The organism is Sphingomonas sp. DC5200-1 (assembly GCF_049897245.1).
Lineage (GTDB): Bacteria > Pseudomonadota > Alphaproteobacteria > Sphingomonadales > Sphingomonadaceae > Sphingomonas > Sphingomonas aquatilis.
The window spans coordinates 146,178-169,343 of record NZ_JAFCVW010000002.1 but is presented as its reverse complement, the minus strand read 5'-3'; the positions used below and the strand labels follow the sequence as shown (position 1 = coordinate 169,343).

Annotated in this window: 27 protein-coding genes; 17 read left to right on the top strand and 10 right to left on the bottom strand. The window is 68.1% G+C overall.

Annotation, left to right across the window (positions count from 1 at the left end; translation table 11 throughout):
* Positions 1 to 387: 387 nt before the first annotated feature.
* Positions 388 to 1,929, top strand: a complete 1,542-nt coding sequence (gene lnt, locus ACP7A3_RS04150; RefSeq protein WP_426255239.1) for an apolipoprotein N-acyltransferase — start codon at positions 388 to 390, stop codon at positions 1,927 to 1,929.
* A 42-nt stretch (positions 1,930 to 1,971) separates the two neighbouring features.
* Positions 1,972 to 3,189 carry a methionine adenosyltransferase gene (gene metK, locus ACP7A3_RS04145; RefSeq protein ID WP_063689693.1) on the top strand — a complete coding sequence of 406 codons (1,218 nt, stop codon included), beginning with the start codon at positions 1,972 to 1,974 and terminating at the stop codon, positions 3,187 to 3,189.
* A 91-nt stretch (positions 3,190 to 3,280) separates the two neighbouring features.
* Here metK and ACP7A3_RS04140 read toward each other — a convergent pair whose 3' ends face one another.
* The 3 genes from ACP7A3_RS04140 to ACP7A3_RS04130 form a co-directional block, all read right to left on the bottom strand.
* Complete coding sequence (locus tag ACP7A3_RS04140) at positions 3,281 to 3,622, bottom strand: PilZ domain-containing protein (RefSeq protein ID WP_017979631.1); 342 nt, start codon at positions 3,620 to 3,622, stop codon at positions 3,281 to 3,283.
* Between the two features lie 81 nt (positions 3,623 to 3,703).
* Entirely contained in the window at positions 3,704 to 4,069 is a 366-nt protein-coding gene (locus ACP7A3_RS04135; RefSeq protein ID WP_426255240.1) for a hypothetical protein, read from the bottom strand.
* The gene (locus tag ACP7A3_RS04130; protein WP_426255241.1) at positions 4,066 to 4,881 is read right to left on the bottom strand and encodes a formate/nitrite transporter family protein; all 816 of its coding nucleotides are present in this window, start codon (positions 4,879 to 4,881) and stop codon (positions 4,066 to 4,068) included. The genes ACP7A3_RS04135 and ACP7A3_RS04130 overlap by 4 nt, the downstream gene beginning before the upstream one ends.
* 96 nt (positions 4,882 to 4,977) lie before the next feature.
* On the opposite strand from ACP7A3_RS04130, the gene trmB reads away from it, so the two are divergent.
* Positions 4,978 to 5,658 carry a tRNA (guanine(46)-N(7))-methyltransferase TrmB gene (gene trmB, locus ACP7A3_RS04125; RefSeq protein WP_426255242.1) on the top strand — a complete coding sequence of 227 codons (681 nt, stop codon included), beginning with the start codon at positions 4,978 to 4,980 and terminating at the stop codon, positions 5,656 to 5,658.
* 3 nt (positions 5,659 to 5,661) lie between these two features.
* On the opposite strand, the gene ACP7A3_RS04120 is transcribed toward trmB, so the two are convergent.
* Positions 5,662 to 6,483, bottom strand: coding sequence for a M15 family metallopeptidase (locus ACP7A3_RS04120; protein ID WP_426255243.1), 822 nt, complete (start codon positions 6,481 to 6,483; stop codon positions 5,662 to 5,664).
* Between ACP7A3_RS04120 and ACP7A3_RS04115 the strand changes: the two genes are divergently transcribed.
* The 4 genes from ACP7A3_RS04115 to ACP7A3_RS04100 all read left to right on the top strand — a co-directional run bounded on the left by ACP7A3_RS04115 (position 6,478) and on the right by ACP7A3_RS04100 (position 9,434).
* The gene (locus tag ACP7A3_RS04115; protein WP_426255244.1) at positions 6,478 to 7,134 is read left to right on the top strand and encodes an RluA family pseudouridine synthase; all 657 of its coding nucleotides are present in this window, start codon (positions 6,478 to 6,480) and stop codon (positions 7,132 to 7,134) included. The genes ACP7A3_RS04120 and ACP7A3_RS04115 overlap by 6 nt on opposite strands.
* A 10-nt stretch (positions 7,135 to 7,144) precedes the next feature.
* Positions 7,145 to 7,570, top strand: a complete 426-nt coding sequence (gene arfB, locus ACP7A3_RS04110; protein ID WP_426255245.1) for an alternative ribosome rescue aminoacyl-tRNA hydrolase ArfB — start codon at positions 7,145 to 7,147, stop codon at positions 7,568 to 7,570.
* A 28-nt stretch (positions 7,571 to 7,598) separates the two neighbouring features.
* Positions 7,599 to 8,081 carry a GAF domain-containing protein gene (locus ACP7A3_RS04105; RefSeq protein ID WP_426255246.1) on the top strand — a complete coding sequence of 161 codons (483 nt, stop codon included), beginning with the start codon at positions 7,599 to 7,601 and terminating at the stop codon, positions 8,079 to 8,081.
* A gap of 111 nt (positions 8,082 to 8,192) precedes the next feature.
* Entirely contained in the window at positions 8,193 to 9,434 is a 1,242-nt protein-coding gene (locus tag ACP7A3_RS04100) for an RcnB family protein (protein ID WP_426257134.1), read from the top strand.
* Between the two features lie 54 nt (positions 9,435 to 9,488).
* On the opposite strand, the gene ACP7A3_RS04095 is transcribed toward ACP7A3_RS04100, so the two are convergent.
* Genes ACP7A3_RS04095 through ACP7A3_RS04085 form a run of 3 tightly spaced genes read right to left on the bottom strand, consistent with a single transcriptional unit; the run spans position 9,489 to position 11,097 of the window.
* A complete protein-coding gene (locus ACP7A3_RS04095; protein WP_063685871.1) occupies positions 9,489 to 9,941 on the bottom strand; it encodes a cytidine deaminase in 453 nt (150 codons plus the stop codon).
* The gene (locus ACP7A3_RS04090; RefSeq protein WP_294316286.1) at positions 9,938 to 10,603 is read right to left on the bottom strand and encodes a GH25 family lysozyme; all 666 of its coding nucleotides are present in this window, start codon (positions 10,601 to 10,603) and stop codon (positions 9,938 to 9,940) included. The genes ACP7A3_RS04095 and ACP7A3_RS04090 overlap by 4 nt, the downstream gene beginning before the upstream one ends.
* 11 nt (positions 10,604 to 10,614) lie before the next feature.
* A complete protein-coding gene (locus ACP7A3_RS04085) occupies positions 10,615 to 11,097 on the bottom strand; it encodes a UPF0262 family protein (RefSeq protein ID WP_017979620.1) in 483 nt (160 codons plus the stop codon).
* Positions 11,098 to 11,171: 74 nt separating this feature from the next.
* Between ACP7A3_RS04085 and ACP7A3_RS04080 the strand changes: the two genes are divergently transcribed.
* The 4 genes from ACP7A3_RS04080 (at position 11,172) to ACP7A3_RS04065 (ending at position 15,590) form a co-directional block, all read left to right on the top strand.
* The gene (locus ACP7A3_RS04080) at positions 11,172 to 12,665 is read left to right on the top strand and encodes a replicative DNA helicase (RefSeq protein ID WP_017979619.1); all 1,494 of its coding nucleotides are present in this window, start codon (positions 11,172 to 11,174) and stop codon (positions 12,663 to 12,665) included.
* A 256-nt stretch (positions 12,666 to 12,921) separates the two neighbouring features.
* A complete protein-coding gene (locus ACP7A3_RS04075) occupies positions 12,922 to 14,376 on the top strand; it encodes a L,D-transpeptidase family protein (protein WP_426255248.1) in 1,455 nt (484 codons plus the stop codon).
* 15 nt (positions 14,377 to 14,391) lie between these two features.
* Positions 14,392 to 14,724, top strand: coding sequence for a hypothetical protein (locus tag ACP7A3_RS04070; protein WP_231292041.1), 333 nt, complete (start codon positions 14,392 to 14,394; stop codon positions 14,722 to 14,724).
* A gap of 14 nt (positions 14,725 to 14,738) precedes the next feature.
* On the top strand, positions 14,739 to 15,590 hold the full coding sequence (locus ACP7A3_RS04065) for a D-alanyl-D-alanine carboxypeptidase family protein (protein ID WP_244055987.1): 852 nt from the start codon (positions 14,739 to 14,741) through the stop codon (positions 15,588 to 15,590).
* A 15-nt stretch (positions 15,591 to 15,605) separates the two neighbouring features.
* Here the strand turns inward: ACP7A3_RS04065 and ACP7A3_RS04060 are convergent, their stop codons facing one another.
* The 3 genes from ACP7A3_RS04060 to ACP7A3_RS04050 all read right to left on the bottom strand — a co-directional run bounded on the left by ACP7A3_RS04060 (position 15,606) and on the right by ACP7A3_RS04050 (position 17,687).
* Entirely contained in the window at positions 15,606 to 16,910 is a 1,305-nt protein-coding gene (locus ACP7A3_RS04060) for a M20/M25/M40 family metallo-hydrolase (RefSeq protein ID WP_426255249.1), read from the bottom strand.
* 96 nt (positions 16,911 to 17,006) lie between these two features.
* Positions 17,007 to 17,156, bottom strand: a complete 150-nt coding sequence (locus ACP7A3_RS04055) for a hypothetical protein (RefSeq protein WP_244057454.1) — start codon at positions 17,154 to 17,156, stop codon at positions 17,007 to 17,009.
* 75 nt (positions 17,157 to 17,231) lie between these two features.
* Positions 17,232 to 17,687, bottom strand: a complete 456-nt coding sequence (locus ACP7A3_RS04050; RefSeq protein ID WP_426255250.1) for a universal stress protein — start codon at positions 17,685 to 17,687, stop codon at positions 17,232 to 17,234.
* Positions 17,688 to 17,797: 110 nt separating this feature from the next.
* On the opposite strand from ACP7A3_RS04050, the gene ACP7A3_RS04045 reads away from it, so the two are divergent.
* From ACP7A3_RS04045 to ACP7A3_RS04020, 6 genes are all read left to right on the top strand, one after another.
* Positions 17,798 to 19,138 carry a pyruvate dehydrogenase complex dihydrolipoamide acetyltransferase gene (locus tag ACP7A3_RS04045; protein ID WP_426255251.1) on the top strand — a complete coding sequence of 447 codons (1,341 nt, stop codon included), beginning with the start codon at positions 17,798 to 17,800 and terminating at the stop codon, positions 19,136 to 19,138.
* Between the two features lie 16 nt (positions 19,139 to 19,154).
* Positions 19,155 to 19,388 carry a hypothetical protein gene (locus ACP7A3_RS04040; RefSeq protein WP_017979611.1) on the top strand — a complete coding sequence of 78 codons (234 nt, stop codon included), beginning with the start codon at positions 19,155 to 19,157 and terminating at the stop codon, positions 19,386 to 19,388.
* Entirely contained in the window at positions 19,385 to 19,771 is a 387-nt protein-coding gene (locus ACP7A3_RS04035) for an acyl-CoA thioesterase (protein ID WP_063685853.1), read from the top strand. Before ACP7A3_RS04040 ends, ACP7A3_RS04035 begins: the two co-directional genes overlap by 4 nt.
* Positions 19,772 to 19,818: 47 nt before the next feature.
* Entirely contained in the window at positions 19,819 to 21,213 is a 1,395-nt protein-coding gene (gene lpdA, locus ACP7A3_RS04030; protein ID WP_063685851.1) for a dihydrolipoyl dehydrogenase, read from the top strand.
* Between the two features lie 140 nt (positions 21,214 to 21,353).
* Positions 21,354 to 22,763, top strand: coding sequence for a hypothetical protein (locus tag ACP7A3_RS04025; RefSeq protein WP_426255252.1), 1,410 nt, complete (start codon positions 21,354 to 21,356; stop codon positions 22,761 to 22,763).
* 56 nt (positions 22,764 to 22,819) lie between these two features.
* Positions 22,820 to 23,164: a DUF3140 domain-containing protein gene (locus ACP7A3_RS04020; protein WP_426255253.1), complete on the top strand. Its 345-nt coding sequence runs from the start codon at positions 22,820 to 22,822 to the stop codon at positions 23,162 to 23,164.
* The last annotated feature ends 2 nt before the right edge of the window (positions 23,165 to 23,166 follow it).

The following is a 23,166-nucleotide window of genomic DNA, read 5'->3' as shown; positions in this document are numbered from 1 at the left end:
CTCGCGTCGGCGACGTCCGCATTTTTCGCTGTCCTACACGACCCGATTATGCCTACCCTCCCGTTGCTCTTTGATACCGTGAAGCCGGCTTTTGCGCGTGCCGACGGACGGGAGGGCATTCCGACGATAACGTACCGTCCACTTCGTCCACTTCCGCGGTGCGCAGAGCGTCGGGCGAGGTCCGAATCGGCGTCCGATGAGCGCGACACGTGTCCACAAACCCTCCGTCACCCCGGACTGGTTCCGGGGTCCACTCTGCGGCGAGGGAGACGGCTCGAGCCTCCTACCATTCCCCAGCGGCCCGGTGGACCCCGGAACAAGTCCGGGGTGACGCGTGGGGGTGAAAGGCTTGGGACAAGCCACCAGCGGTACAGTAAAGCGCCGCGCATGATCGCCGATGTGTCCCGCCGTCCCGCGCTAACCGCCCTCCTGCTCGGCGTCGTAGCCGCCACCGGCTTCGCGCCGTTGCAATTCTGGCCGCTGACGCTCCTCGGCCTCGCGGGCCTCGCCGCGCTGGTGCAGGCCGCGCCCACCGGCCGCCGCGCCGCGTGGATCGGCTGGTGCTGGGGCGTCGGGCATTTCACGATCAACAACAACTGGTTCCAGCACGCCTTCGACTTTCAGGACAAGATGCCGCCGGTGCTCGGCTATTTCGCGGCGGTTGGCCTCGCGCTGTATCTGGCGGTGTTTCCGATGCTGGCGTCGCTGGTCGGCTGGCGCTTCCGGGGGCGCGGCGGCGTGGATGCGGCCTTCGCCCTGGTCTTCGCCGCGGCATGGATCGCCAGCGAATATCTGCGCGCCACGCTGTTCACGGGCTATGCCTGGGACCCGATCGGCGTGATCTGGGTGCCGATAATCGGCATCGCGCGGCTGTCGGCATGGATCGGCACCTATGCGCTGTCCGGCGTAACCGTGCTGTTCGCGGTAGCGCTGCTGATGGCGGTGCGGCGGCACTGGCGGCTGGCGGCGGGCCTCGCAGTGGTGCTGGCCGGCGCCGCACTGTCCGCGCTGTGGACCCATGCGCCTTCCGCAGCGGCGGATGCGCCGATCCTGCGTGTCGTGCAGCCCAATATCGGCAACGACGTGCGCGGCGAGAATGCGGGGGAATATGCGCTGGCGACATTGCTGCGCGGTACGCGTCACCCCGCCGGTGCGCCTCGGCTGGTCCTGTGGCCCGAGGGGCTGCTGCGCGACCTGCTGGAAAGCGGCTATCCCTATTGGGTCTATGGTGATCGGCCATCGTCGTGGACGCGCCGCCGGATCGCCGCCGCGCTGCGCCCGGGCGACATCCTGATGACCAGCGCCGACACCTTGTCCTTCGACGCGCGCGGCGAGGTGTCCGGCGCCGCCAATTCCGTGCTCGCGATCGATTCCGTCGGCCGGATCGTCGGCCGCTACGACAAGGCGCACCTCGTCCCCTATGGCGAATATCTGCCGATGCCGTGGCTGCTGCGCCCGCTCGGGCTTGCCCGGCTGGTGCCCGGCGACATGGACTTCACGCCCGGCCCCGGTCCGCGCACGCTGAGCCTGCCCGGCTTTGGCGATATCGGCGTACAGGTCTGTTACGAGACGATCTTCTCGGGCGAGCTGATCGAGCCGGGCCACCGCCCGCGGCTGCTGTTCAATCCGTCGAACGACGCCTGGTTCGGCAGCTGGGGATCGCCGCAATTCCTGGCGCAGACCCGCATGCGCGCGATCGAGGAGGGGCTGCCGATCGTCCGTGCGACGCCCACCGGAATCAGCGCCGTCATCGCCGCCGACGGGCGGCTCGTCGCGACGATCCCGCACGAGCGGGCAGGGGTGGTGGAGGTGCGGATGCCGCCCGCGCTGCCGCCCACGCTGTTCAGCCGGCTGGGCAATTGGGCGGCGCTGATCGTCGCGCTCGCCTTCCTGGTGGCGGCAATTGCCAACCGCCGTTCAGCGCGGTAAGGACGACATATAAAGGTATCTTTATATCGTTATGAGGCAATGATGCGCGGCAATTACATCTTCACGTCGGAATCGGTTTCGGAAGGTCATCCGGACAAGGTCGCGGACCAGATCAGCGACACGATCGTCGATCTGTTCCTGTCGAAGGACCCGGAAGCGCGCATCGCCTGTGAAACGCTGACCACGACCAATCTCGTCGTGCTGGCCGGCGAAATCCGCTGCAAGGGCGTGTATGAGAACAACGCCTGGGCCGACGGCGCGCTCGCCGAGATCGAGGCGGCGGTCCGCGCGACGGTGAAGCGCATCGGCTACGAACAGTCGGGCTTCCACTGGAACGAGTTCACGTTCGAAAACAACCTGCACGGCCAGTCGGCGGAAATCGCAATGGGCGTCGACGAAGGCTCGAACAAGGACGAGGGCGCGGGCGACCAGGGCATCATGTTCGGGTACGCGACCGACGAAACGCCGGGCCTGATGCCAGCGACGCTCTACTACAGCCACAAGATCCTCGAAACGATGGCGGCCGACCGCCATTCGGGCAAGGCGCCGTTCCTGGAGCCGGACGCGAAGAGCCAGGTCACGCTGCAGTATGAAAACGGCGTGCCCGTCCGCGCGACCGCCCTGGTCGTTTCGACGCAGCACAAGGCGGGCTATTGCCTGCAGGGCCAGAACGCCGATCCGGCCAAGTATGAGGAACTGCGCGCCTATGTCACCGGCGTGCTGACCGACGTTCTGCCCGACGGCTTCGTCACCGACGACACCAAGGTGTACATCAACCCGACCGGCGCGTTCGAAATTGGCGGCCCGGACGGCGACGCAGGCCTCACCGGCCGCAAGATCATCGTCGACACCTACGGCGGCGCCGCGCCGCACGGCGGCGGTGCGTTCAGCGGCAAGGATCCCACCAAGGTCGACCGCTCGGCCGCCTATGTCGCGCGCTATCTCGCCAAGAACGTCGTCGCCGCCGGCCTCGCCAAGCGCTGCACGATCCAGCTGTCGTACGCGATCGGTATCGCCGAGCCGCTGTCGGTCTATGTCGACACCCACGGCACCGGCACGGTCGCCGAGGACAAGCTGGAAGCGGTGCTGCCGCAGCTCGTGCGCCTGACCCCCAAGGGCATCCGCCAGCATCTGAAGCTGAACGCGCCGATCTACGTCAAGTCGGCCGCTTACGGTCACTTCGGCCGCGAGCCGGAAGGCGATCTGTTCACCTGGGAAAAGACCGATCTGGTCGACGCGCTGAAGGCTGCCGTCGCCTGACGATCACGCATCCTACGGTTGCATGACAGCGCCCTTCCCCGTCTCGCGATGGGGGAGGGCGTTTCGGTTCGGGACCCGAGACGCCTAGGTGTCAGCGGTAGGGATTGTTGAGTTCGGCGATCCAGCCGGCACGGGGCGTGACGCCGACGCCGCGCGGTTTGCGCGCCTCGTCGAGGTCGATCAGCTCGTTGAAGCTCAGTCCGGCGAGCCGATCGCTGACCCACCGCACCGTTGCGACCAGATCGGGCATCGAACCCATGTGCAGCATGACCGTCGCGCCGGTGGTGAGGTCGTTGTCGTGTTCGATACAGGCGCCATGGCGCGACAGGTTGCGGACGCGGCGTTCGCGCGATCGACCATCGGCGGTCATCACGATGGCGCGGACGATGACACTGTTGCGCTTTTCGCGCGTGGGTTCGGGTATCGGTTCCATGGCGTGCGCGGATCGATCTGACAGAGATTAGTCACCGGTTTGTAAACGACCCGATGTGGGGTGATTGCCCCTCAAATGGGGCTATTTCGGCGCTGTTTCGCGGTCCGGGACTAAGTGGTTGAGCGCGCTATCGATCGCGGCTTCCGCAACCCATCCCACCAGGCCCGCCACGATCGCTTCCGACAGCGGCGAGGGCGACCCAGCGGTATCCGCCGCATGCTTCGGGGCATGCGTTCGCTGCCGCATCGCCGTTCGGACCGCACTGGCGACGACATGCACCGCGAGCATCCGCGCCCCGCCACGAATCAGGTCAGGCCGGCGGGTAACCAGCCCGGCGGCGATCGTGCCGACCGATGCCGCCACCAACTGGGGCTGCTGCGCGACATCGCCCAGAAATGCCGGCAGACGTCGTGTGGTGTCGTTTGCCGGTACGATAGCGTGGCTCACCGATTGTCTCCCTGTGGCATTTCGCCACGAACCTGTGCGTGGGCGAGCAGTGCGAATATGCCGGCGCCGCCGAACAGGTTGCCAAGCACGGCCGGCGCGATCAATCCGCCCAGCGTCTGCCACGCCCCGGTCTGACCGGCGAACCATAACAGAAACGCCTCCGCCGACCCGACGATCGAATGGCTGAAGCTGCCGATCGCAAGAATATAGGTGAAGATGCCGATGACCGTGACGCTCTGTTCCCGCGCATTGGGCAGCGCCCAGGCGAGGACGGCGATCAGGAAGCCGGCCGGCACCGCATTGACGAAGGTGCGCCCCGGCGACAGCTCGGTAATCCCCTGTGAGATGGTCAGTGCCGCATCGTGAATCGCCGCATTGCCCATGGCGCCGCTGGCGATTGCGAAGGCGGCGATGGCGGTCCCGCACAAATTGGCGGCGAGCACGATGCCCCACAGGCGCAGCGTTCGCCCCAGCGCCCAACGCGACGGCCGCGTGACCAGCGGGAGCATCGCGGTGATCGTGCTTTCGGTGAACAGCTGCATCCGGCCGAGGATGACGACGATGAACCCGACTGGATAGCCAAGCCCCACGACCAATTCGCGCCAGGGCATGGCAGGCAAGGCCGCATGTAACGCGGCCTCGGCGAGCAGCGACACGGTGATCGCAATGCCCGCCGCCAGCCCGGAAAAGAACAGCGACCGGATCGGGCGGCGCAGTTCCTCCTCACCCTCTTCACGAACGGTGCGGTGCAAGTCCTTGGCGTCGGCCGCCTTCAGATCGTCATCGCCGGAGGTGTCTGAAGGTGCGTCCATCGTGACGTGCAACGGTCGGTGATGGCGCTTGGCTCCCGCGTGTCAGGGCGATTGGGGCGTTTCCCTCTTCCCCCATCTGTTCTAGGGCGCGGCGCCATGAACGATCCCGCCACCATCCGCCGCCTGTACGGCCGCCGTCAGGGCCACAAATTGCGCGTCGGTCAGGCCGCGCTGGTCGAGGAGACGCTCGACGCGCTCAGCGTTCCCGAGACGGGGCCGATCGAGGGCAAGGCGCTGTTCGGCGACGACCGGCCGCTGGAGCTGGAGATCGGCTTCGGCGCGGGCGAACATCTGGCGGGGCAGGCGGCGATGCGGCCGGACACTGGCTTCATCGGCTGCGAACCGTTCCTGAACGGCGTGGTCGGCGCACTGGGTCATATCCGCGATGGCGGCCTCACCAACGTGCGGCTGCACATGGGCGATGCGCTCGACGTGGTGGAGCGACTGCCCGATGCCAGCCTGTCGCGCGTTTATCTGCTCCACCCCGATCCATGGCGTAAGGCGCGCCATGCCAAGCGTCGCATGGTCAACCATGGCCCGCTCGACGCCATCGCTGCCAAGCTGAAGCCGGGCGCCGAATTTCGGCTGGGCACCGACGATCCGACCTATTGCCGCTGGGCAATGATGGTGATGGACCAGCGCCGCGACTTCGAATGGCAGGCGCGCGAGCCGGCCGACTTCCTGGTCCGCCCCGACGACTGGCCCGAGACCCGCTATGAACGCAAGGCGCGCCGGCAGGGTCACGAGGTGTGGTACTTCCGCTACATCCGACGGTAGCCGTCAGCGGCGGCGCTTCGTCTTCCCCTTCTGGGGTGGGTCGACCCAGGTCGGCACGGCGACGTAGACCACCGGCGTTACGCGGGCGATCGTTCTGACCGGGGCGACCGCGGGGTCGGCGGGGAACTGGTCCCGCGCGCGGGCGAAAAGGAAGCGGGCGCGGGCGGCGCCCGGCGCGGTCGCGCTGGTGCCGACCCAACGCCAATGCCACGGCTCCCACTTCACATTCTGGCGATTGCCACCCGGGAAGGACAGCTCGAACCCGAAGCGTGGCGCATTGGCGAGCAGCCAACGCGCGGCCGGGGTCGCTGCCATACATGCTTCGGCATCGGGACAGCCATTCGCCGGGCGGACCGCGAAATCGAGCGCATAGCCCGTCGCGTGTTCGCTATGCCCGGGGGGCGCCACCGAAATCGCACGCGTGGCATCGGCATTGACGGCGCTGTCGGGATGTTCGCGACAGAACACCGATGCCTGGCGCAGGATCGAACGATGGCAGGACAGGCCACGTAGCGTGCCCATCACCGCGGGATCGCCCTTTGCCGCGGCGAGCAGGCGTTCGAGATCGGGGATGACGTCGCGCCGCAACAGGCAGCCGTGCAGCCCGAAGCCGCGCGGCGCCTCGACCAGATCGTCCGGCGGCGCGTCGCCATACGCCAGGTGACCGTAGACGCGACCATCGTTCGCCATCGCCGCTGCGGCACCGGCGCAAACCTGCGCACCGGCGGGCGAAGCCAGGGACAGCAAAGCGAGAAGGGCGGGGAGGCGCATCGCGGCTGCCTCTGGCGCGAAGACCGATGGAGTGGCAAGGCGTTTCGCATGCATGGCGACCGCGTATTGTTCATCGACGGCGAGGCCCTGGTCATCGACAAGCCCGCCGGGCTGCCGGTGGACAAGCCCCGTGACGGATCCCTCAGTCTCGAGAACCATCTCGATTCATTGAAGTTCGGCTTCCAGCGCTGGCCGCAGGCGGTGCATCGGCTGGACCGTGACACCAGCGGGTGTCTGCTGCTGTCACGCAACCCAAAAGCGCATGCGCGTTTGCAGCAGGCGTTCGAGCGCGGCGAGGTCGAGAAGCGCTACCTCGCCATTCTGGCGGGTGTGCCGCACGAATCGGCGGGCGAAATCGATCTGGCGCTTGCTAAGGTCAGCACGCGAGAGACGGGCTGGCGCATGGTCGCAGATCCGGCCGGCAAGGCCGCGCATACCGCATGGCGGACGCTCGCGGTGCGGGACGGGCGCGCCTTGGTCGAATTCCGGCCGACGACGGGGCGCACGCACCAGATCCGCGTCCATGCGGCAAGCGGTCTGGGTCTGCCGGTGGTCGGCGATCCGGTCTACGGCGGGGGCGAGACGGGCGGCATGATGTTGCACGCCGCCGCCCTGACCGTGCCGCGCGCCAATAAAGAGCCGGTGCGCGCCGAGGCGCCGCTGCCCGAGCGGTTCGGCGTCTGGCCGGATCTCGCCGAGGCCTGACGGTGCCCCGGTGCCGCTGATCCACGTCACGCGCGCCATCGCGATCGACGAGCGCGAGGTGGAGGAGAGCTTCACTCGCGCGTCCGGTCCCGGCGGCCAGCACGTCAACACCACCGACAGCGCGGTGATGCTGCGCTTCGACGTGTGGGGATCGCCCAACCTGCCCGATCTGGTGAAGCAGCGGCTGACCGTGCTCGCCGGGTCGCGGCTCAGCAAGGATGGCGTGCTGACGCTGCGCGGCGACGGATCGCGGTCACAGGAACTGAACCGGCGCGAGGTGCGCGAACGGCTCGTTGCGCTGATCCAGGAGGCGACGATCGTCCCCAAGAAGCGCCGTCCGACCAAGCCGAGCCGATCGGCCAAGGCGAAGCGCGTCGACGAGAAAAAGGGCCGCAGCACGGTGAAGGCGAACCGCGGTCGCGTGCGGCTGGATTGATGCGCGGCGCTTGCCTACATCGCGGGCCATGTACCAGTTCGATATCACCGCCGGCTCCAAGGCCGATCTGTACCGCGACCTGTTGGGGGCGCTCGACGCGCTGACCGTCGACGAACCCGACGCCATCGCCAACATGGCCAATGCCGCCGCGCTGGTGTGGCAGTATCTGCCGGACCTCAACTGGGCGGGCTTCTATCGCATGGTCGGGGGCGAACTGGTGCTGGGGCCGTTCCAGGGCAAGGCGGCGTGCATTCGGATCCCGTTGGGCAAGGGCGTGTGCGGCACCGCTGCGGCGACGCGCGAGACGCAGCTGGTCGAGGACGTCCATGCCTTTCCCGGCCATATCACCTGCGACGCGGCAAGCCGGTCCGAACTGGTCGTGCCGATCGTCCACGATGGGCGGCTGATCGGCGTACTCGACCTCGACAGCCCCGAGCCCGCCCGCTTCGATGCGGAGGACGCGGCAGGGTGCGAGGCGCTGTGCGCGCGGCTGGCCGCGCGGATCGCCTGAACCGAATCGGGACAGGCCACCCCACAGGGCAGGGAACCCGCGCTCTGGCGACTCCGTTTGGCGCGTGATACGCCGCAAGGTGAATAACGTGTTAATATCCGGGGCGAAGGCATGCGCCTCGGCAACAGGGAGACGACGATGCGCAGCGTGCTGATCGCGACCGCAACTCTGGCGCTGACCGCTACCGGTGCGAGCGCGCAGGAGCGCGTGGTGATGCAGGGGCCGGGGGCGAACTTCCCGGCACCTCGCGCCGGCATGGCACCGGCTCCGGCGATCCAGGGGCGTGGTGCGTGGCAGCCGGCACCGTGGCAGCGCGGCGGCTATCCGGGGCAGCCCGGACCGGCGCCCGTCGTGCGCCCCGTCCCCCCGCAGCCACAGCCGCAGTGGAACGGCCCGGCGGGTCAACCGCCGCGGGTGCAACTCGGCCGTTCGCGCTGGGGCAGCAAGGTGGATGGTCGCTGGTGGGGCGGTGCGAACGCACCCGGCGGCTGGCGGGCCTATCGCCGGCCCTATCGGGGCTATGCGCTGCCTAGCTATTGGGTGTCGCCCCGCTTCTACATCACCGACTGGCAGACCTATGGCCTGACGCAGCCGACGGCGGGCTATAATTGGGTCCGCTATTATGACGATGCAGTGCTCGTCGATGGGCGCGGCGCAGTCTACGACACGCGGCCCGGCATCAATTGGGATGCCTATGACAGCGACTATTATGCCAGCGACGACCGCGTCTATGCGGATAGCGGCTACGATCCCCGTGGCTATGAGCACCGCGACAATGGGGTCGGTGGTGCCGTGGCGGGCGCCGTCGTCGGTGGTGTCGCAGGCAATCTGATCGCCGGGCGCGGCAATCGCCTGGGGGGCACGCTGATCGGCGCGGGCGTCGGGGCCGCAGCGGGCTATGCGATCGACAAGGCGGAGGACCGTGGCCGCCGCCATCGCCGCAACGATCGTGGTTATGCGATCCCGGTCGCGCCGGATTATCCGCCGCCCCCGCCGCCGCAGGCCTATGCGCCGCCGCCACCCCCGCCGCCGCCCGCTTATGCCCCGCCCCCGCCCCCGCCGGTCGGTTATGTCGACAATGGTCGCGCATGGCGCTCGGCAGACGGGGTCACCACGGTGACGACCAGCGCGGGTGGCTCGGGTTATTATCAGGGCGGCTATTATTACCCCGGCGCGACGACCACGACGGTCGTGGTGCAGACCGCACCCGTGGTCACGACGACCACGACGACGGAAACCTATGAAGACGCGGTGACCTATACCCGCCGCGCCAATGCCGTGCGGCGTCCGATCGCGGCACATACGAAAACCAAGCGCGTCTGGCGCCCGGCGCCGACCTGCGCCTGCCAATAAGCGAAGCACGGCGCGAAGCGGCGATCCGCGTCGCGCCGGCTTTCTCCTGAGGGGTTACCCGATCCCCAAATCCGCCGGTCCGAACGCGGCGGGCAGCAGTTCCGACAAACGGTAGGTCGCGATCGCGTCACCCTCGGCAGCGCCGCAGTGAACCAGCAGGTCGCGGCCGCCCAGTTGTGCGGCTTCGTTGAGGACCTGGCGGCAGCGGCCGCACGGGCTGACGGGGGCGGTGCCCGTCGCACGCCCGTCCGCATCCATCGCGCCGCCGATCACGCCCACCGCGACGACTTCGCGCAGCCGTCCGGCCGCGCTGGCCGTGGCGATCGCCACCGTCTCCGCGCAGAGCGACAGGCCGTAGCTCGCATTTTCGACATTCGCGCCGGTGACGAGGCTGCCGTCGGTCATCAGCAACGCCGCGCCGACCGCAAAGCGCGAATACGGCGCATGGGCGCGGGTCGCCGCTTCGCGTGCAGCGGCGATCAGATCGGCGGGGGTGGTTTCGGTCATGGCGCGACTACGTCCCAATTCACGGGGCCTTCGATGCCGTCGATGCGGCGCACATCGCTCGCCCGCCACATCTGCCACGGGCGGGCCGGATAGGTGGGGGCGAAGAAGGTGCGCATCGCCCAGATCGGGCGCTCGATCGCGGCGGTGAGTTGATAGGTCGATTCGACGGGCTTGCTGACCCGCAGCATCACCGGCTTGGCGGTGTGCGTCTCGACCATATGGATGAACGTCTTCAGGTCGGCGATCAGCGCGTCGCGATCCGGCCGCGCGGTGCAATCGCCGCGGAAGCTGACATCGACGGCCATTGGCAATGCGTCGGCGGTGCGGGGCACGAAGGCGTTGACCGCGTTCGCCTGATCCTTCGCCGGCTGGCAGAGAGAATACAGATGGATCGCGCCGCGGCGCAGGCCGGCATCGGGCAGCGCCGCCCAATTCGCCTCGAACCCCGGATCGCGGCGATCGGCGCCGGAGGTGGCGACGAGATAGGCGAAGTCGGCGCCGCGCGCACGCACCGTGCCCCATTCGATCGGTCCGGGGCGCTCGTCCAGATCGATGCCCTGCAACGGATATTGGCTGGTCTTGGGATGCCAGGCCGTCGCATAGCTCCACCCACCGATACCGATCGCACCGGCAACGACCATCGCGCCCACCGCTTTCAGCATGCCGTACGCCATCAGCCGCGCAGGTGCAGGACGGAGATCAATGTGAACAGGCGGCGTGCGGTATCGAAGTCGACGTCGATCTTTCCCTCCAGCCGTTCGCGCAGCAACGTGGCGGCATCATTGTGGATGGCCCGGCGGGCCATGTCGACCGTCTCGATCTGCTGCGGCGTCGATGCCCGGATCGCCTGGTAATAGCTGTCGCAGATCGCGAAATAGTCCTTGATCGCGCGCCGGAAGCGGCCGAGCGCCAGCACCAGCGTCTCCAGATGCGTATCGTCGGCGCGATGGATGTGGATGCCGAGGCGACCCTCCGCCGATTCGATTTTGATCTTGTAGGGGCCGGCATAGCCGTCCGCGTGCTGGCGCTGGGGGGCGAAGTGATTGCCCTCCAACAGGTCGAAGATCGCGATCCGCCGCTCCTGCTCGACATCGGCCGAGCGCCAGCCGATGCTGTGCTCGTCCAGGGTGATGTCGATGATCCGCGGGTCGGCCATACGGTCCGATAGTCGGGTTGAGGCGATCCGACAAATCGTGTCGTCGCGCGAAAATTCGGGTAAGAGCGTCTCCCATGGCGACTCTAGCATTTCCGACCCCGGCGGCCCCCGCCGAACCCCTGCAGCTGCCCCGCAACGTCGAAGCCGAAGCCGCGATGCTGGGCGCGATGATGATCGACAACCGGCTGGCCGACGACCTGATCGACCGGCTGGAACCCGCGCATTTCTACGAACCCGTCCACGGCCGCATCTTCGCCGCGATCAAGACCTTGCGCGTCAACGACATGCTGGCGACCCCCGTCACGCTCAGGCCCATGTTCGAAGCGGACGAGGGGATGAAGGAGCTGGGCGGCCCGTCCTATCTCGCCAGCCTGACCGGATCCGGCGCCGGCCTGATCGGCGCGCGCCAGTTCGCGACGCAGATCTACGACCTCGCGATGCTGCGCGCGCTGGTGCAGGTTGGCCGGACGCTGGTGGAACGCGCGATGGATACGTCCGAGGAGGTCAATCCGCGCGCGCAGATCGAGCTGGCCGAGGAGGAATTGTACAAGGTCGCGGGCGACGGTGGCGCGGAGAATGCCACCAAGACCTTCGCACAGGCGACGACGATGGCGGTCAAGATGGCCGAGCGGGCGCTGAACAGCGGCGGCAACCTGTCGGGCGTCACCACGGGCCTCGATTCGGTCAACGCCAAGATCGGCGGCATGCACCATTCCGACCTTATGATCCTCGCCGGCCGCCCCGGCATGGGCAAGACCTCGCTCGCCACCAACATCGCGTTCAACGCGGCGCGGCGCTGGATGCGCGACATGGAGGATGGCATCCCGCCGAGCGAATCGGTCGGCGCGAAGGTCGTGTTCTTCAGCCTGGAAATGAGCGCCGACCAGCTGGCGACGCGTATCCTGGCCGAACAGTCGCAGATCAGTTCCGAATCGCTCCGCATGGGCAAGATCAGCAAGGCCGAGTTCGGCCAGCTCGCCGCCGCCGCCGCAGAGCTCGAGAAACTGCCCTTGTTCATCGACGATACCGGCGGCCTGTCGATCAGCGCGCTGCACACGCGCGTGCGGCGCCTGCAACGCCGCCACAACAACCAGATCGGCCTGGTCGTGGTCGACTACCTCCAGCTGCTGACCAGCGGCGGCAAGGGCGGCAAGGAAAACCGCGTGCAGGAAATTTCCGAGATTTCGCGTGGGCTTAAGACGCTAGCCAAGGACATGAACGTGCCGGTGCTGGCACTGTCGCAGCTGAGCCGCGCGGTCGAAAGCCGCGAGGACAAGCGCCCGATGCTGTCCGACCTTCGCGAATCGGGATCGATCGAGCAGGACGCAGACATGGTGTGGTTCGTGTTCCGCGAGGATTATTACACCGCGCAGCGCGAACCCAAGCGCCCGATGGAAGGCGACGAGGCCAAGGTGTTCGAAGATCACGCAAAATGGGCGAGCGACATGGAGCGCGTCTATGGCTTGGCCGAGATGATCGTCGCCAAGCAGCGTCACGGTGCGACCGGCAAGGTGGTGCTGAAGTTCGATCCGACGATCACGAAGTTCAGCGATTACGCGGGGTATTGAGGCAAGCTCCCCATTCCTCCGTCACCCCGGACTTGGTCCGGGGTCCACTCTGCGGCGAGGGGGGCGGCCCGCGCCTCCTGCCATTCCCCCGCGGCCCGGTGGACCCCGGACCAAGTCCGGGGTGACGAAGGAAGGATCGCCCCCCCCGCCGGCAAAATAAACCATGCCCAAGCCATGGCCACGCGCATCGCGTTCAGCCTAGAGCGAGGTAGCCGGTGCGACAGCGCCGGTGACGCATACCCCGTAGGGACACGACATGAGACGAACGATCGCGGCGGCTGCCATGGCGGCCACCATCCTGTCTGCACTGCCCGCGGCGGCGCAGGTGGCGCCCCCGACCGTACAGCCCACGATCCAGCAGGTGCCGGTGCCCGCCAGTGCGGCTGCGCCGGTGGTGCTGCCGCAGATCAGCGAAGCGCAGGCGACGCAGCTGGCGGCGTTGCTGCCCGCCGACACGATCGCCCAGGGGCTGAGCCTGAACCCGCGTCCCGAGGACCCGGCGGCGCGCGAGCAGCTGGTACGCGACGCGCTGGACCATGCGCGCGCGGTGCATTCGGGTAGGCTCGCCGAAGAGGATTTCCAGCGCGACTGGGGCCTGCGGCCGCCGGCCTATGACCCGCTGCCGGGATTCGCCGAAGCCGTGCGCACCGACCGGATCGCGGCATGGATCGCATCGCTGCCACCACCGTATGCCGGCTACGACGGGCTGAAGGCGGGCCTGGTCCGCTATCGCGCCATTGCCGCGGCGGGCGGCTGGCCCGCGCTGGCGGCGGGCCCCGACCTGACGCTGGGGGCGAGCGGTGCGCGCGTGATTGCGCTGCGCCAGCGCCTGGCGATCGAGGACAAGGACGTCGCGACCAGCGGCAACACCTTCGACGCTGCGTTGCTGGAGGCGGTGCGCCGGGCGCAGCGCCGCTATGGCCTCAATCCCACGGGCACCGTCGCCGGGCAGACGCTGGCGGCGCTCAACGTGCCGGCGATCGCGCGCGTGCGTCAGATCATGGCGAATATGGAACGCTGGCGCTGGTTGCCGCAGGAGTTGCCCAAGGATCGCGTGCAGGTGAATATCGCCGCCGCGGTGATGACCGTGTTCGACGGCGATGCACCCGTGCTGTCGATGCGCGCGGTGACGGGGCGGCCGGGCGACGAGACGCCGATGCTGTCGTCGATGATCCACAGCGTGGTCATCAATCCGCCGTGGAATGTGCCGACGTCGATCGCGACCAAGGAGCTGTGGCCGAAGGAAAAGAAGAGCCCCGGTTATCTGAAGCGCAACGGCTTCAAGGTGATCGACGGCACCCGGCTGCAGCAGCAGGCGGGCGACCAGAGCGCGCTGGGCCGGTTCAAGTTCGACTTCGACAACAATTTCTCGGTCTATCTGCACGACACGCCATCGCGGGCGAAGTTCGCGAGCTTCAGCCGGCTCGCGAGCCATGGCTGCGTGCGGCTGGAAAAGCCGGAGCAGCTGGCCGACCTGTTGCTGAAGGGCGATCCGACCTGGACGCCCGAGGCGATCGCCGCGCAGGTGCAGAAGGGCGAGACGGTCCGCGCGCGGCTGCCCAAGCCGGTGGCCGTGTACCTGCTCTATTGGACTGCCTTTGCCAGCGGTAACGGGCAGATGAACTTCCGGGACGATCCCTATGGCTGGGATGCGGCACTCGCCGCGAAGATCGAGGCGCGCTCGGCGCGCGCCGTTCTGGCCAGCCGCTGACGAGGAACGACGCAGATGACACGACGCACGATTCGGATGACGACGCTGCTGGCGGCGGCGGGGCTGCTGGCGCTGGCCGCCTGCTCGCGCCCCGAGCCGGAACAGCCGGCTGGGGAAGACAATGTGGTCGAGACCATGCCGACCGCGGATGCGACGCCCGAGGCGCTGCCCTCCGCCGAGCCGGTGGCGACGCCGACGCCGATCGCCAATGTCGCGGACGTGCCGCCCGAAAAGCCGGTCGCTCCCGATGCGCAGATGATCGAGGATGCCGACGCGACGGGCATGACCGCGCGCGTCTCGCGCGACGATGCGCCGACCGCCGCGGGCAACGACGCGGCGCCGCAATAAGCGACGGTCGCGCCATGACGCGGATGCCGAACCGGCGCGCGCTTCATCGCTGGGGCGTGGCGCTGGCCCTTACGGGACTCGTCGGCGGCAGCGTGCCGGCGCTGGCGGCGCCGCGTCCGGTGTCCGAGATCGTGATGGACGCGCGCGACGGTAGCATCCTGTATGCGGAAAATGCCGGGATCGTCCGGCGGCCGGCATCGCTGACCAAGATGATGACGCTGTTGCTGACGTTCGATGCGATCGACGACGGCAAGCTCGATCCCAGCGGTTCGATCCGCATCTCGCGCTATGCCGCCAGCCAGCGACCCTCGCGCGTCGGGTTCAAGCCCGGCGCGCGCATGGGGGTGGAGGACGCGATTCGCGCGGTCGCGGTGCTCTCTGCCAACGATGTCGCGGTGGCGCTGGCCGAGGCGGTGGGCGGCACTGAGGATCGGTTCGCGCGGATGATGACTGAACGCGCCCGGGCGCTGGGCATGACGGACACATCCTTCACCAACGCGACCGGCCTGCCCGGCGCGAACCTCAGTACCGCCGAGGATATGGCGAAGCTGTCGCTGGCGCTGCTGCGCGAACATCCCAAACGCTATGCGGTGTTTTCGACGCGCTCGTTCAGCTGGGCCGGGCGGCGCGTGCAGAACCACAATCATCTGCTCGGCGCATTCGAGGGCGCGGACGGAATCAAGACGGGCTATACCGCCGAGGCCGGATTCGCGCTGGCCGCATCGGCGAAGCGCGCCGGCCGTCGACTGATCGCAGTGGTGATCGGCGAACGATCGATCCAGGCGCGCGACCGGCGGGTCGAAAGGCTGCTCGATCAGGGCTTTGCGGAGATCGCCGACGCGCGCAAGGGCGGCGCGAAGGGCTGATCGCCGGCCGTCCGGTCAGCGCCGGACGGCACGCCCCCCGAAGGTCGGCACGCTCTCGCTGCCATCCGCCGCCAGCGCGGATACGGCGAAGAAGGTGTCGTCGACCGGCACCTGAGCGATCGTCGTCTGATCCCCCTGTACGTCGCGCGCGGTGCTCCAATCCTGCGTGTCGTTCGCGCGCCAGCGAACGCGATAGCCAGCGGCGCCCGGCACCGGCGTCCAGCTGACCTTCGTGTCGCGCGACAGGTCGCCCGACAGCGTCACGGTTGCCGGCGCGGCGGGGGCGGCGGCGAGGCGGGCGATCGTCGCAGCGTTGATCGCGGTCACCTTGGCCAGATAGGCGAAGTCCATACGGTCGATCGTATCGCCATAGGTCACGCCGGCTTCGGTGCGCAGGTCCTGGTGCTGCGCGTCCCAATTCTCCGCACCGACCGAGAATCGGACCGCGGGATAGCCGCGCTTCAGGAACGGTTCGTGGTCGCCACCGCGGCCGAAGCGATCGGGACGGCGGTCGATCACCACGTCGAGGCCGCCGGGGATGCGGCGGGCGATGCCGTCGATCACCTTGGCGAGCGCGCGGCTGGGACCGTCGTCCTCGCCGCCGTCGCCGCGGCGGCGCATCTGGCCGGGCAGATCCTCGGCGGCGCGGATGCCTTCGGAAAAGACGCGGACGCGGCCCGCATCCTTCATGCCGCCCTGGCCGATCGAATTGCCGACGATATCGTTGTTGAGCATCGCGCTGACCTGCCACCCGCGCTGCTGCGCGGTGTCGGCGAGCAGTTCGGCGCCCCACAGCCCCTGTTCCTCGGCCGAGAAGGCGACGTAGAAGATCGTCGCGTCGAATTGCCGCTTCGACAGCAGGCGCGCGGTTTCCAGCACCAGCGCCACGCCCGAGGCATCGTCGTTGGCGCCGGGGGCGTCGTGCGTCGCGTCCATCACGTCGGTGACGCGGCTGTCGATATGGCCGCCGACGATGATGACGCGATTGGGATCGCGGCCGGGCTGAATGCCCAGCACATCCTCGACCACGACGCCATTGGGCGCGCGCGGACCGGTAAAGCGGCGGCTGATCCGCTCGACCCGGATGCAGCCGCCGCAATTCTTGCCGATCGCGGTCAGCTGCGCCGCCATCCAGTTGCGTGCGGCGCCGATGCCGCGCTTGGGGTCTGTGGTGGATGACAGCGTGTGGCGCGTGCCGAAGCCGACCAGCGCGGTCACGTCGCCGCGCAGGCGGGCGGCGCTGGGCATCGGCGGTGCGGGGGGCGGTGCGGGGGGCGTGGCGGCCGCAGCGGCGGCGGCGAGAAGCGGCGCGAGGATCATGGCCGACGGTGTGGACCGCCGCGCGGGTCGGCTCAAGGGGGAAGGCGCGGATTTATCCGACACACCAGCGGCTTGGCCGGTGCGCCGTCCGAGTCGTCAGTGGTGCAGGTGCGAGGGGACGTCGCCGCGCTGGCTGATCATGTCGATCACGCCGCTGAGATGCGCGGCGGCGATGCCTTCGCCCAGTTCGTCGAGCGTCTGCAGCGCCTGGATCAAGAGCGCCAGCGTGTCGATGTATCGCGCCACAGGTATCATGCTGGTCTCCAAGATGTCCTATTTTATGCTATTCAAAAGCAAATTTCCATTGTTTTTTCATTGGGTTCAGCTGAGGCAATCGATGGCCTCACGGGTCAGCGAGCCGGGGATGATCATGACCGGGACGGGCAGGGCGCCCGCGTCGGTGCCGGTGAAATGCGCGACGAGCTTGCCCGGCGCACCGCCGGCCGCCGCGCCCAGCACCAGCGCGGCGATATCGGGATTGGCGGCGATGATTTCGCGGATGATCCGCGGGCCGTCGCCCTGACGGACGGTGATCGCCGGTTTCAGGCCGGATTCGGCGACGAGCGTGCCAGCGGCGGCGGCGACGAGTCCTTCGGCGTGTTGCAGCGCCTCTTCCTCGATCGTCGCCTGCACGCCGCCGAAGGCGATGAACTCCTGTGGCGGGATCAGTGTCAGAATTTCGACGCCGCCGCCGGTCTTCACGGCGCGGCGCGCGGCAAAGCGCAGCGCGATCTCCGCCTCCGGGCTATCGTCGATCACGACCAGGTAGATCCGCATGGCTGCTCCCCTTTTCCGTTACGTGCCGCGTGGATGAAGCGCGTGCAAGGGTTGACCCCCCGGCTTTGCGGCGCGAAGGAGCAATCCGCTCCCCAGGCAAGAGGACCTGCATGTCGATCGAGATCAAGATGCCCGCGCTGTCGCCGACGATGGAGGAGGGTACGCTGGCCAAATGGCTCGTCAAGGAAGGCGACACCGTCAAGAGCGGTGACATCATGGCCGAGATCGAGACCGACAAGGCGACGATGGAATTCGAGGCGGTCGACGAAGGCACGATCGCCAAGATCCTGATCGCCGAAGGCACCGACGGCGTTAAGGTTGGCGCGGTGATCGCGATCCTGGCCGAAGACGGCGAGGACGCCGCCTCCGTATCCGCCCCGACGAAGAGCGAGACGCCGCAGCCCGCCGCCAAGGAATCGGAGGCCAAGCCCAACCCCGCTGATCCCAACAAGACCGGCAGCGAGGCGAAGCCCGTCGAGCGCACCGTCACGCAGGCGGAGGACCATGGCCGTCCCGCCGATGCCGGCGCGTTCGACAAGGGCGGCCGCGTCAAGGCGAGCCCGCTCGCGCGCCGTATCGCTGCGGACAAGGGCGTCGATCTGTCCGGCCTGACCGGTTCCGGGCCGAACGGCCGCATCGTCAAGGCGGACGTCGAGGGCGCCAAGCCCGGCGCTGCGCCTGTCGCCGCAAAGGCCGACGCCGCCCCCACCGCCGCTGCTCCGGCGCCGGTCGCTGCGCCCAAGCCCGCCACCGTGCCGGATATCCCGCACGAGGCGACCAAGCTCAGCAACATGCGCAAGACGATCGCGCGCCGCCTGACCGAATCGAAGCAGACGGTGCCGCACATCTACCTGACGGTGGATATCCAGCTCGATGCGCTGCTGAAGCTGCGCGGCGAGCTGAACGCCAGCCTGGAAAGCCGCGGCGTCAAGCTGTCGGTCAACGACATGCTGGTGAAGGCGCTGGCCCAGGCGCTGATCGCGGTGCCCAAGTGCAACGTCATGTTCACGCCCGACCAGCTGATCAGCTTCAAGCGCGCCGACATCTCGGTCGCGGTGTCGACGCCGTCGGGCCTGATCACGCCGATCGTCGTCGGCGCGGACACCAAGAGCCTTTCGGCGATCTCCACGGAAGTGAAGGACCTCGCCGCGCGTGCCAAGGACAACAAGCTGAAGCCGGAGGAATTCCAGGGCGGCACCGCGTCGATCAGCAACATGGGCATGTTCGGCATCAAGCAGTTCGAAGCGGTCATCAACCCGCCGCAGGGCATGATCATGGCGATCGGCGCGGGCGAGAAGCGTCCGTATATCGTCAACGGCGAACTGGCGGTTGCGACCGTCATGTCGGCGACCGGCAGCTTCGATCACCGTGCGATCGACGGGGCCGATGGCGCCGAGCTGATGAAGGTGTTCAAGGAACTGGTCGAGCGTCCGCTCGGCATGCTCGCCTGACCGGGAAACGCCTGCGATGACGCGTTTGGCTTTCCTGTCCCGCCTGCCGATCTCGCGCGCGGCGATGGAGGTGATCTCCATCGCGGCGGGCCTGATTGCGGCGGTGGCGATGACCTGGGCTGCCGCCTGGTCCTATCCGCTGGGCCGTGAGGTGATCTGGTGGTGCGGGGCCGCCGCGATGGTGGCGACGGTGCTGATGGGCATCGGCCCGCTGCGCCGCGCCCGCGCTGCCGATCGGATGAGCGCATGAGCGGCCTGCCGGACGGATCGCCGACGATCCGCGTCACCGCCATGCCTGCCGACGCCAACCCCTATGGCGACATCTTCGGTGGCTGGCTGATGGGGCAGATGGACTTGGCCGCAGGCTCGGTCGCCTCGCGCCATGCCGGCGGCCGCGCGGTGACGATCGCCTGCGACGCGATGAAGTTCCACGCACCGGTGCTCGTCGGCGACGAGGTGTCGGTCTATGCCCGCCTCGTCGCGGTCGGCAACACGTCGATGACAATCGAGGTCGAAGCCTGGCGCCGCGCCCGCCACGCCAACGACGCGTGCAAGGTGACGCAAGCCCGCTTCGTCTTCGTCGCCACCGACACCAACCGCCAGCCCCGGCGCGTCGCGCCGTTGCCGGCCTGACATTCTGATCTCTTCTCTCTCCAAACTCCTTTCCCCAGGGAACGACCATGGCTGACACCTACGATCTCATCGTCCTCGGCTCCGGCCCCGGCGGCTATGTCTCGGCGATCCGCGCGAGCCAGCTGGGCATGAAGGTCGCGATAGTCGAGCGTGAACGCCTCGGCGGCATCTGCCTCAACTGGGGCTGCATCCCGACCAAGGCGCTGCTGCGCACGTCGGAGGTCTATCATTATATGACCCACGCCGATGCCTATGGCCTGAAGGCGGACAATGTCGGCTTCGACCTTGGCAAGATCGTCGATCGCAGTCGCAAGGTGGCGGGGCAGCTCAATGCCGGCGTCAAAGGCCTGATGAAGAAGAACAAGGTCACGGTGGTCGAGGGCTTCGGCACGCTGACCGGCAAGGGCAAGCTCAGCGTCAAGCAGGGCGACAAGACCGTCGAGCTTGCCGCCAAGCACATCATGGTCGCCACCGGCGCCCGCGCCCGCGACCTGCCATTCGCCAAGGCCGACGGCAAGCGCATCTGGACGTACCGTCACGCGATGGTGCCCGAAGTGATGCCGACCAAGCTGCTGGTCATCGGATCGGGCGCGATCGGCGTCGAGTTCGCCAGCTTCTACAACGACATGGGCGCCGACGTGACGATCGTCGAGATGCTCGACCGTATCCTGCCGGTCGAGGATGCCGAAGTCAGCGACTTTATGACCAAGGCGCTGACCAAGCAGGGGATCAAGATCCTCACCAAGTCGGGCCTCGAAAAGCTGGAGCCGGGCGCGAACGGCGTCACCGCCGCGATCAAGGGCGCGGACGGCAAGGTCACCAGCACCGAATTCAGCCACGCGATCGTCGCGATCGGTATCGTTCCGAACACCGAGAATATCGGGCTGGAGGCGCTGGGCGTCGAAACCGAGCGTGGCCATATTAAGGTCGACGGCTACGGCCGGACGAACGTCGAGGGCATCTATGCGATCGGCGACGTCACCGGCGCGCCCTGGCTGGCGCATAAGGCGAGCCACGAAGGCATCGTCTGCGTCGAGAAGATCGCCGGCCAGAACCCGCATCCGTTCGAGACGTGGAACATCCCCGGCTGCACCTACAGCCGCCCGCAGGTCGCCAGCGTCGGCCTGACCGAGGCGAAGGCCAAGGATGCGGGCCATGACGTGAAGGTCGGCAAATTCCCCTTCATCGGCAACGGCAAGGCGATCGCGCTGGGCGAGGCGGAAGGCTTCATCAAGACGGTGTTCGACGCCAAGACCGGCGAGCTGCTGGGTGCGCACATGGTCGGCGCGGAAGTGACCGAGCTGATCCAGGGCTATGTCATCGCGCGCCAGCTGGAAACGACCGAGCACGAGCTGATGGAAACGGTGTTCGCGCACCCGACGCTGAGCGAAATGATGCACGAAAGCACGCTCAGCGCCTACGGCCGCGCGCTGCACTTCTAGGGCGGTAATACGCCGAGATTTCCCGTCATTGCGAGCGCATGCGAAGCAATCCATAGCCCGATCGGGACGCCCTGGATTGCTTCGCTGCGCTCGCAATGACGACGTCCGTCGATTAATCGCGCGCTGATGGACACGAGGCGATGAACCGAGCGTCTGATCCACATACCGACCGCGTCACCGCCGCGCGCGTGGCGCTTGCGGTCGCGATCCTGTTCGGCGGCAGCCTCGCGTTGTTCTGGCCGGGCTACGTCTCGTACGACAGCCTCGCCCAATATCGGCAGGCGCTCAGCGGCCGGTATGACGACTGGCACCCGCCGGCGATGGCGCATCTGTGGGCACTGTTCGGCGCCCATGGCCCCGCACCGATGCTGGTGCTTCAGATGCTCTGCTATTGGGGTGGCTTCGGCGCGCTGGCAGTGACGCTGACCGCACAAGGGCGGCGGCTGGCGGCGCTCGCGATCCTGGGGCTGGCGTGCTGGCCGGCGCTGCTCGGCTGGCAGGCGGTGGTGCTGAAGGATCTGCAGATGCTCGCGGCGCTGCTGGCAGCGACCGGGCTGGTCGCGACGTGGCGGCTGCGCGGGGTGCGCGTGCCCGCGGCGGCATGGGCGGCGGCGGGGTGCCTGGCGGGCTATGCGATGCTGGTCCGCGCCAATGCGGTCTTTGCCGTCGTGCCGCTGGCGGCGATGGCAACGATCCCGCCGCGCCGGACCGGCTGGCGGCTGGCGGCGATCGCTGTGGCCGTGCCGCTGGTGCTGGCGGCGGCGGGACCGATCAACCATCGGCTGCTCGGCGCGGGCGCGAGCGGGGTGGAGCGGACGCAGGCGATGTACGACCTGTCGGGCATTGCGGTCGCGACCGACGACACGGACACCGGCCTGACGCGGCCCGAGATTGCGACGCTGCGGGCCCGGGCCTGCGTGCGCCCGTTCTTCTGGGACCCGCTTGGGGACGGCGGGCGGTGCGGGGCGGAGACGGCCAAGCTGCGCGCAACGTCGGTCGGGGCGCTCTACGGCACATTGGCGCGGGCCGTGCTGCATCACCCGCTCGCCTATGCCGCGCATCGGCTGTCGCATCTGAATGCGACCGATCGCTGGCTGGTGCCGCTGCATTGGTATGGCGCGGCACCGCCCGTGGCGAACGAGCCCAACCCCTATGATTTCCGCGCGCCGGGCAAGGCGGCGGGGCGCTGGCAGCAGCTGGCGGGCGTGCTCGTCGAAGCGCCATTCGGCTGGCCTGTGCTCTGGGCGGTGCTCGCCGTCATCGGGCTGGCCGCGACATGGCGGGCGGAGGATGCGGCGGGCGGTCTCGCGGCGGCGCTGTTCGCCTCGGCGGTCGGGCAGGAGGCGAGCTTTGCCGCGATCAGCATCGCATCGGACCTGCGCTATCATCTGTGGGCGATGACCGCGACCGCGATAGGCTGGGTGGTGCTGGGCCGCATGCCGCGGGGCCGCTGGGCATGGGGTGCGGTGATCGTCGTGCTCGTCGGCGGGATCGCGGCGCGCCTCTGGCTGCCGCAGGCGGCGCAGACCTATAGCGGGATGCTCGGCTGATCGCGTGCAACTGCGGCAGCGGGCGATCGTTGGCGGCGCGCAAGGAGAACGATGCGATGGCCGACGATCACGAACAGATCTACAAGGATTTCAAGGACGCGGTGAACATGGCGCCGGCCGAACTCGAGAAATTCCTCGACACCGACGAGAGCAAGCGCGTCGGCTGGAAGGGCGAGGACGGCGAGGGATCGGGCGAGAGCGTCGGCCACAAATCAGGCAAGCGGATCGTTGCGATCAAGCGCAAGGCCAAGGCGGACCTGACCGATGACGATTATGCGCATATGAAGAAGGTGGTCGGCTATGTCCGCCGCCATCTGGCGCAGGGCGGACCCGACAAGGACAAGGCGCACAGCGACTGGCGCTATTCGCTGATGAACTGGGGGCACGACCCCGAGAAATAGGG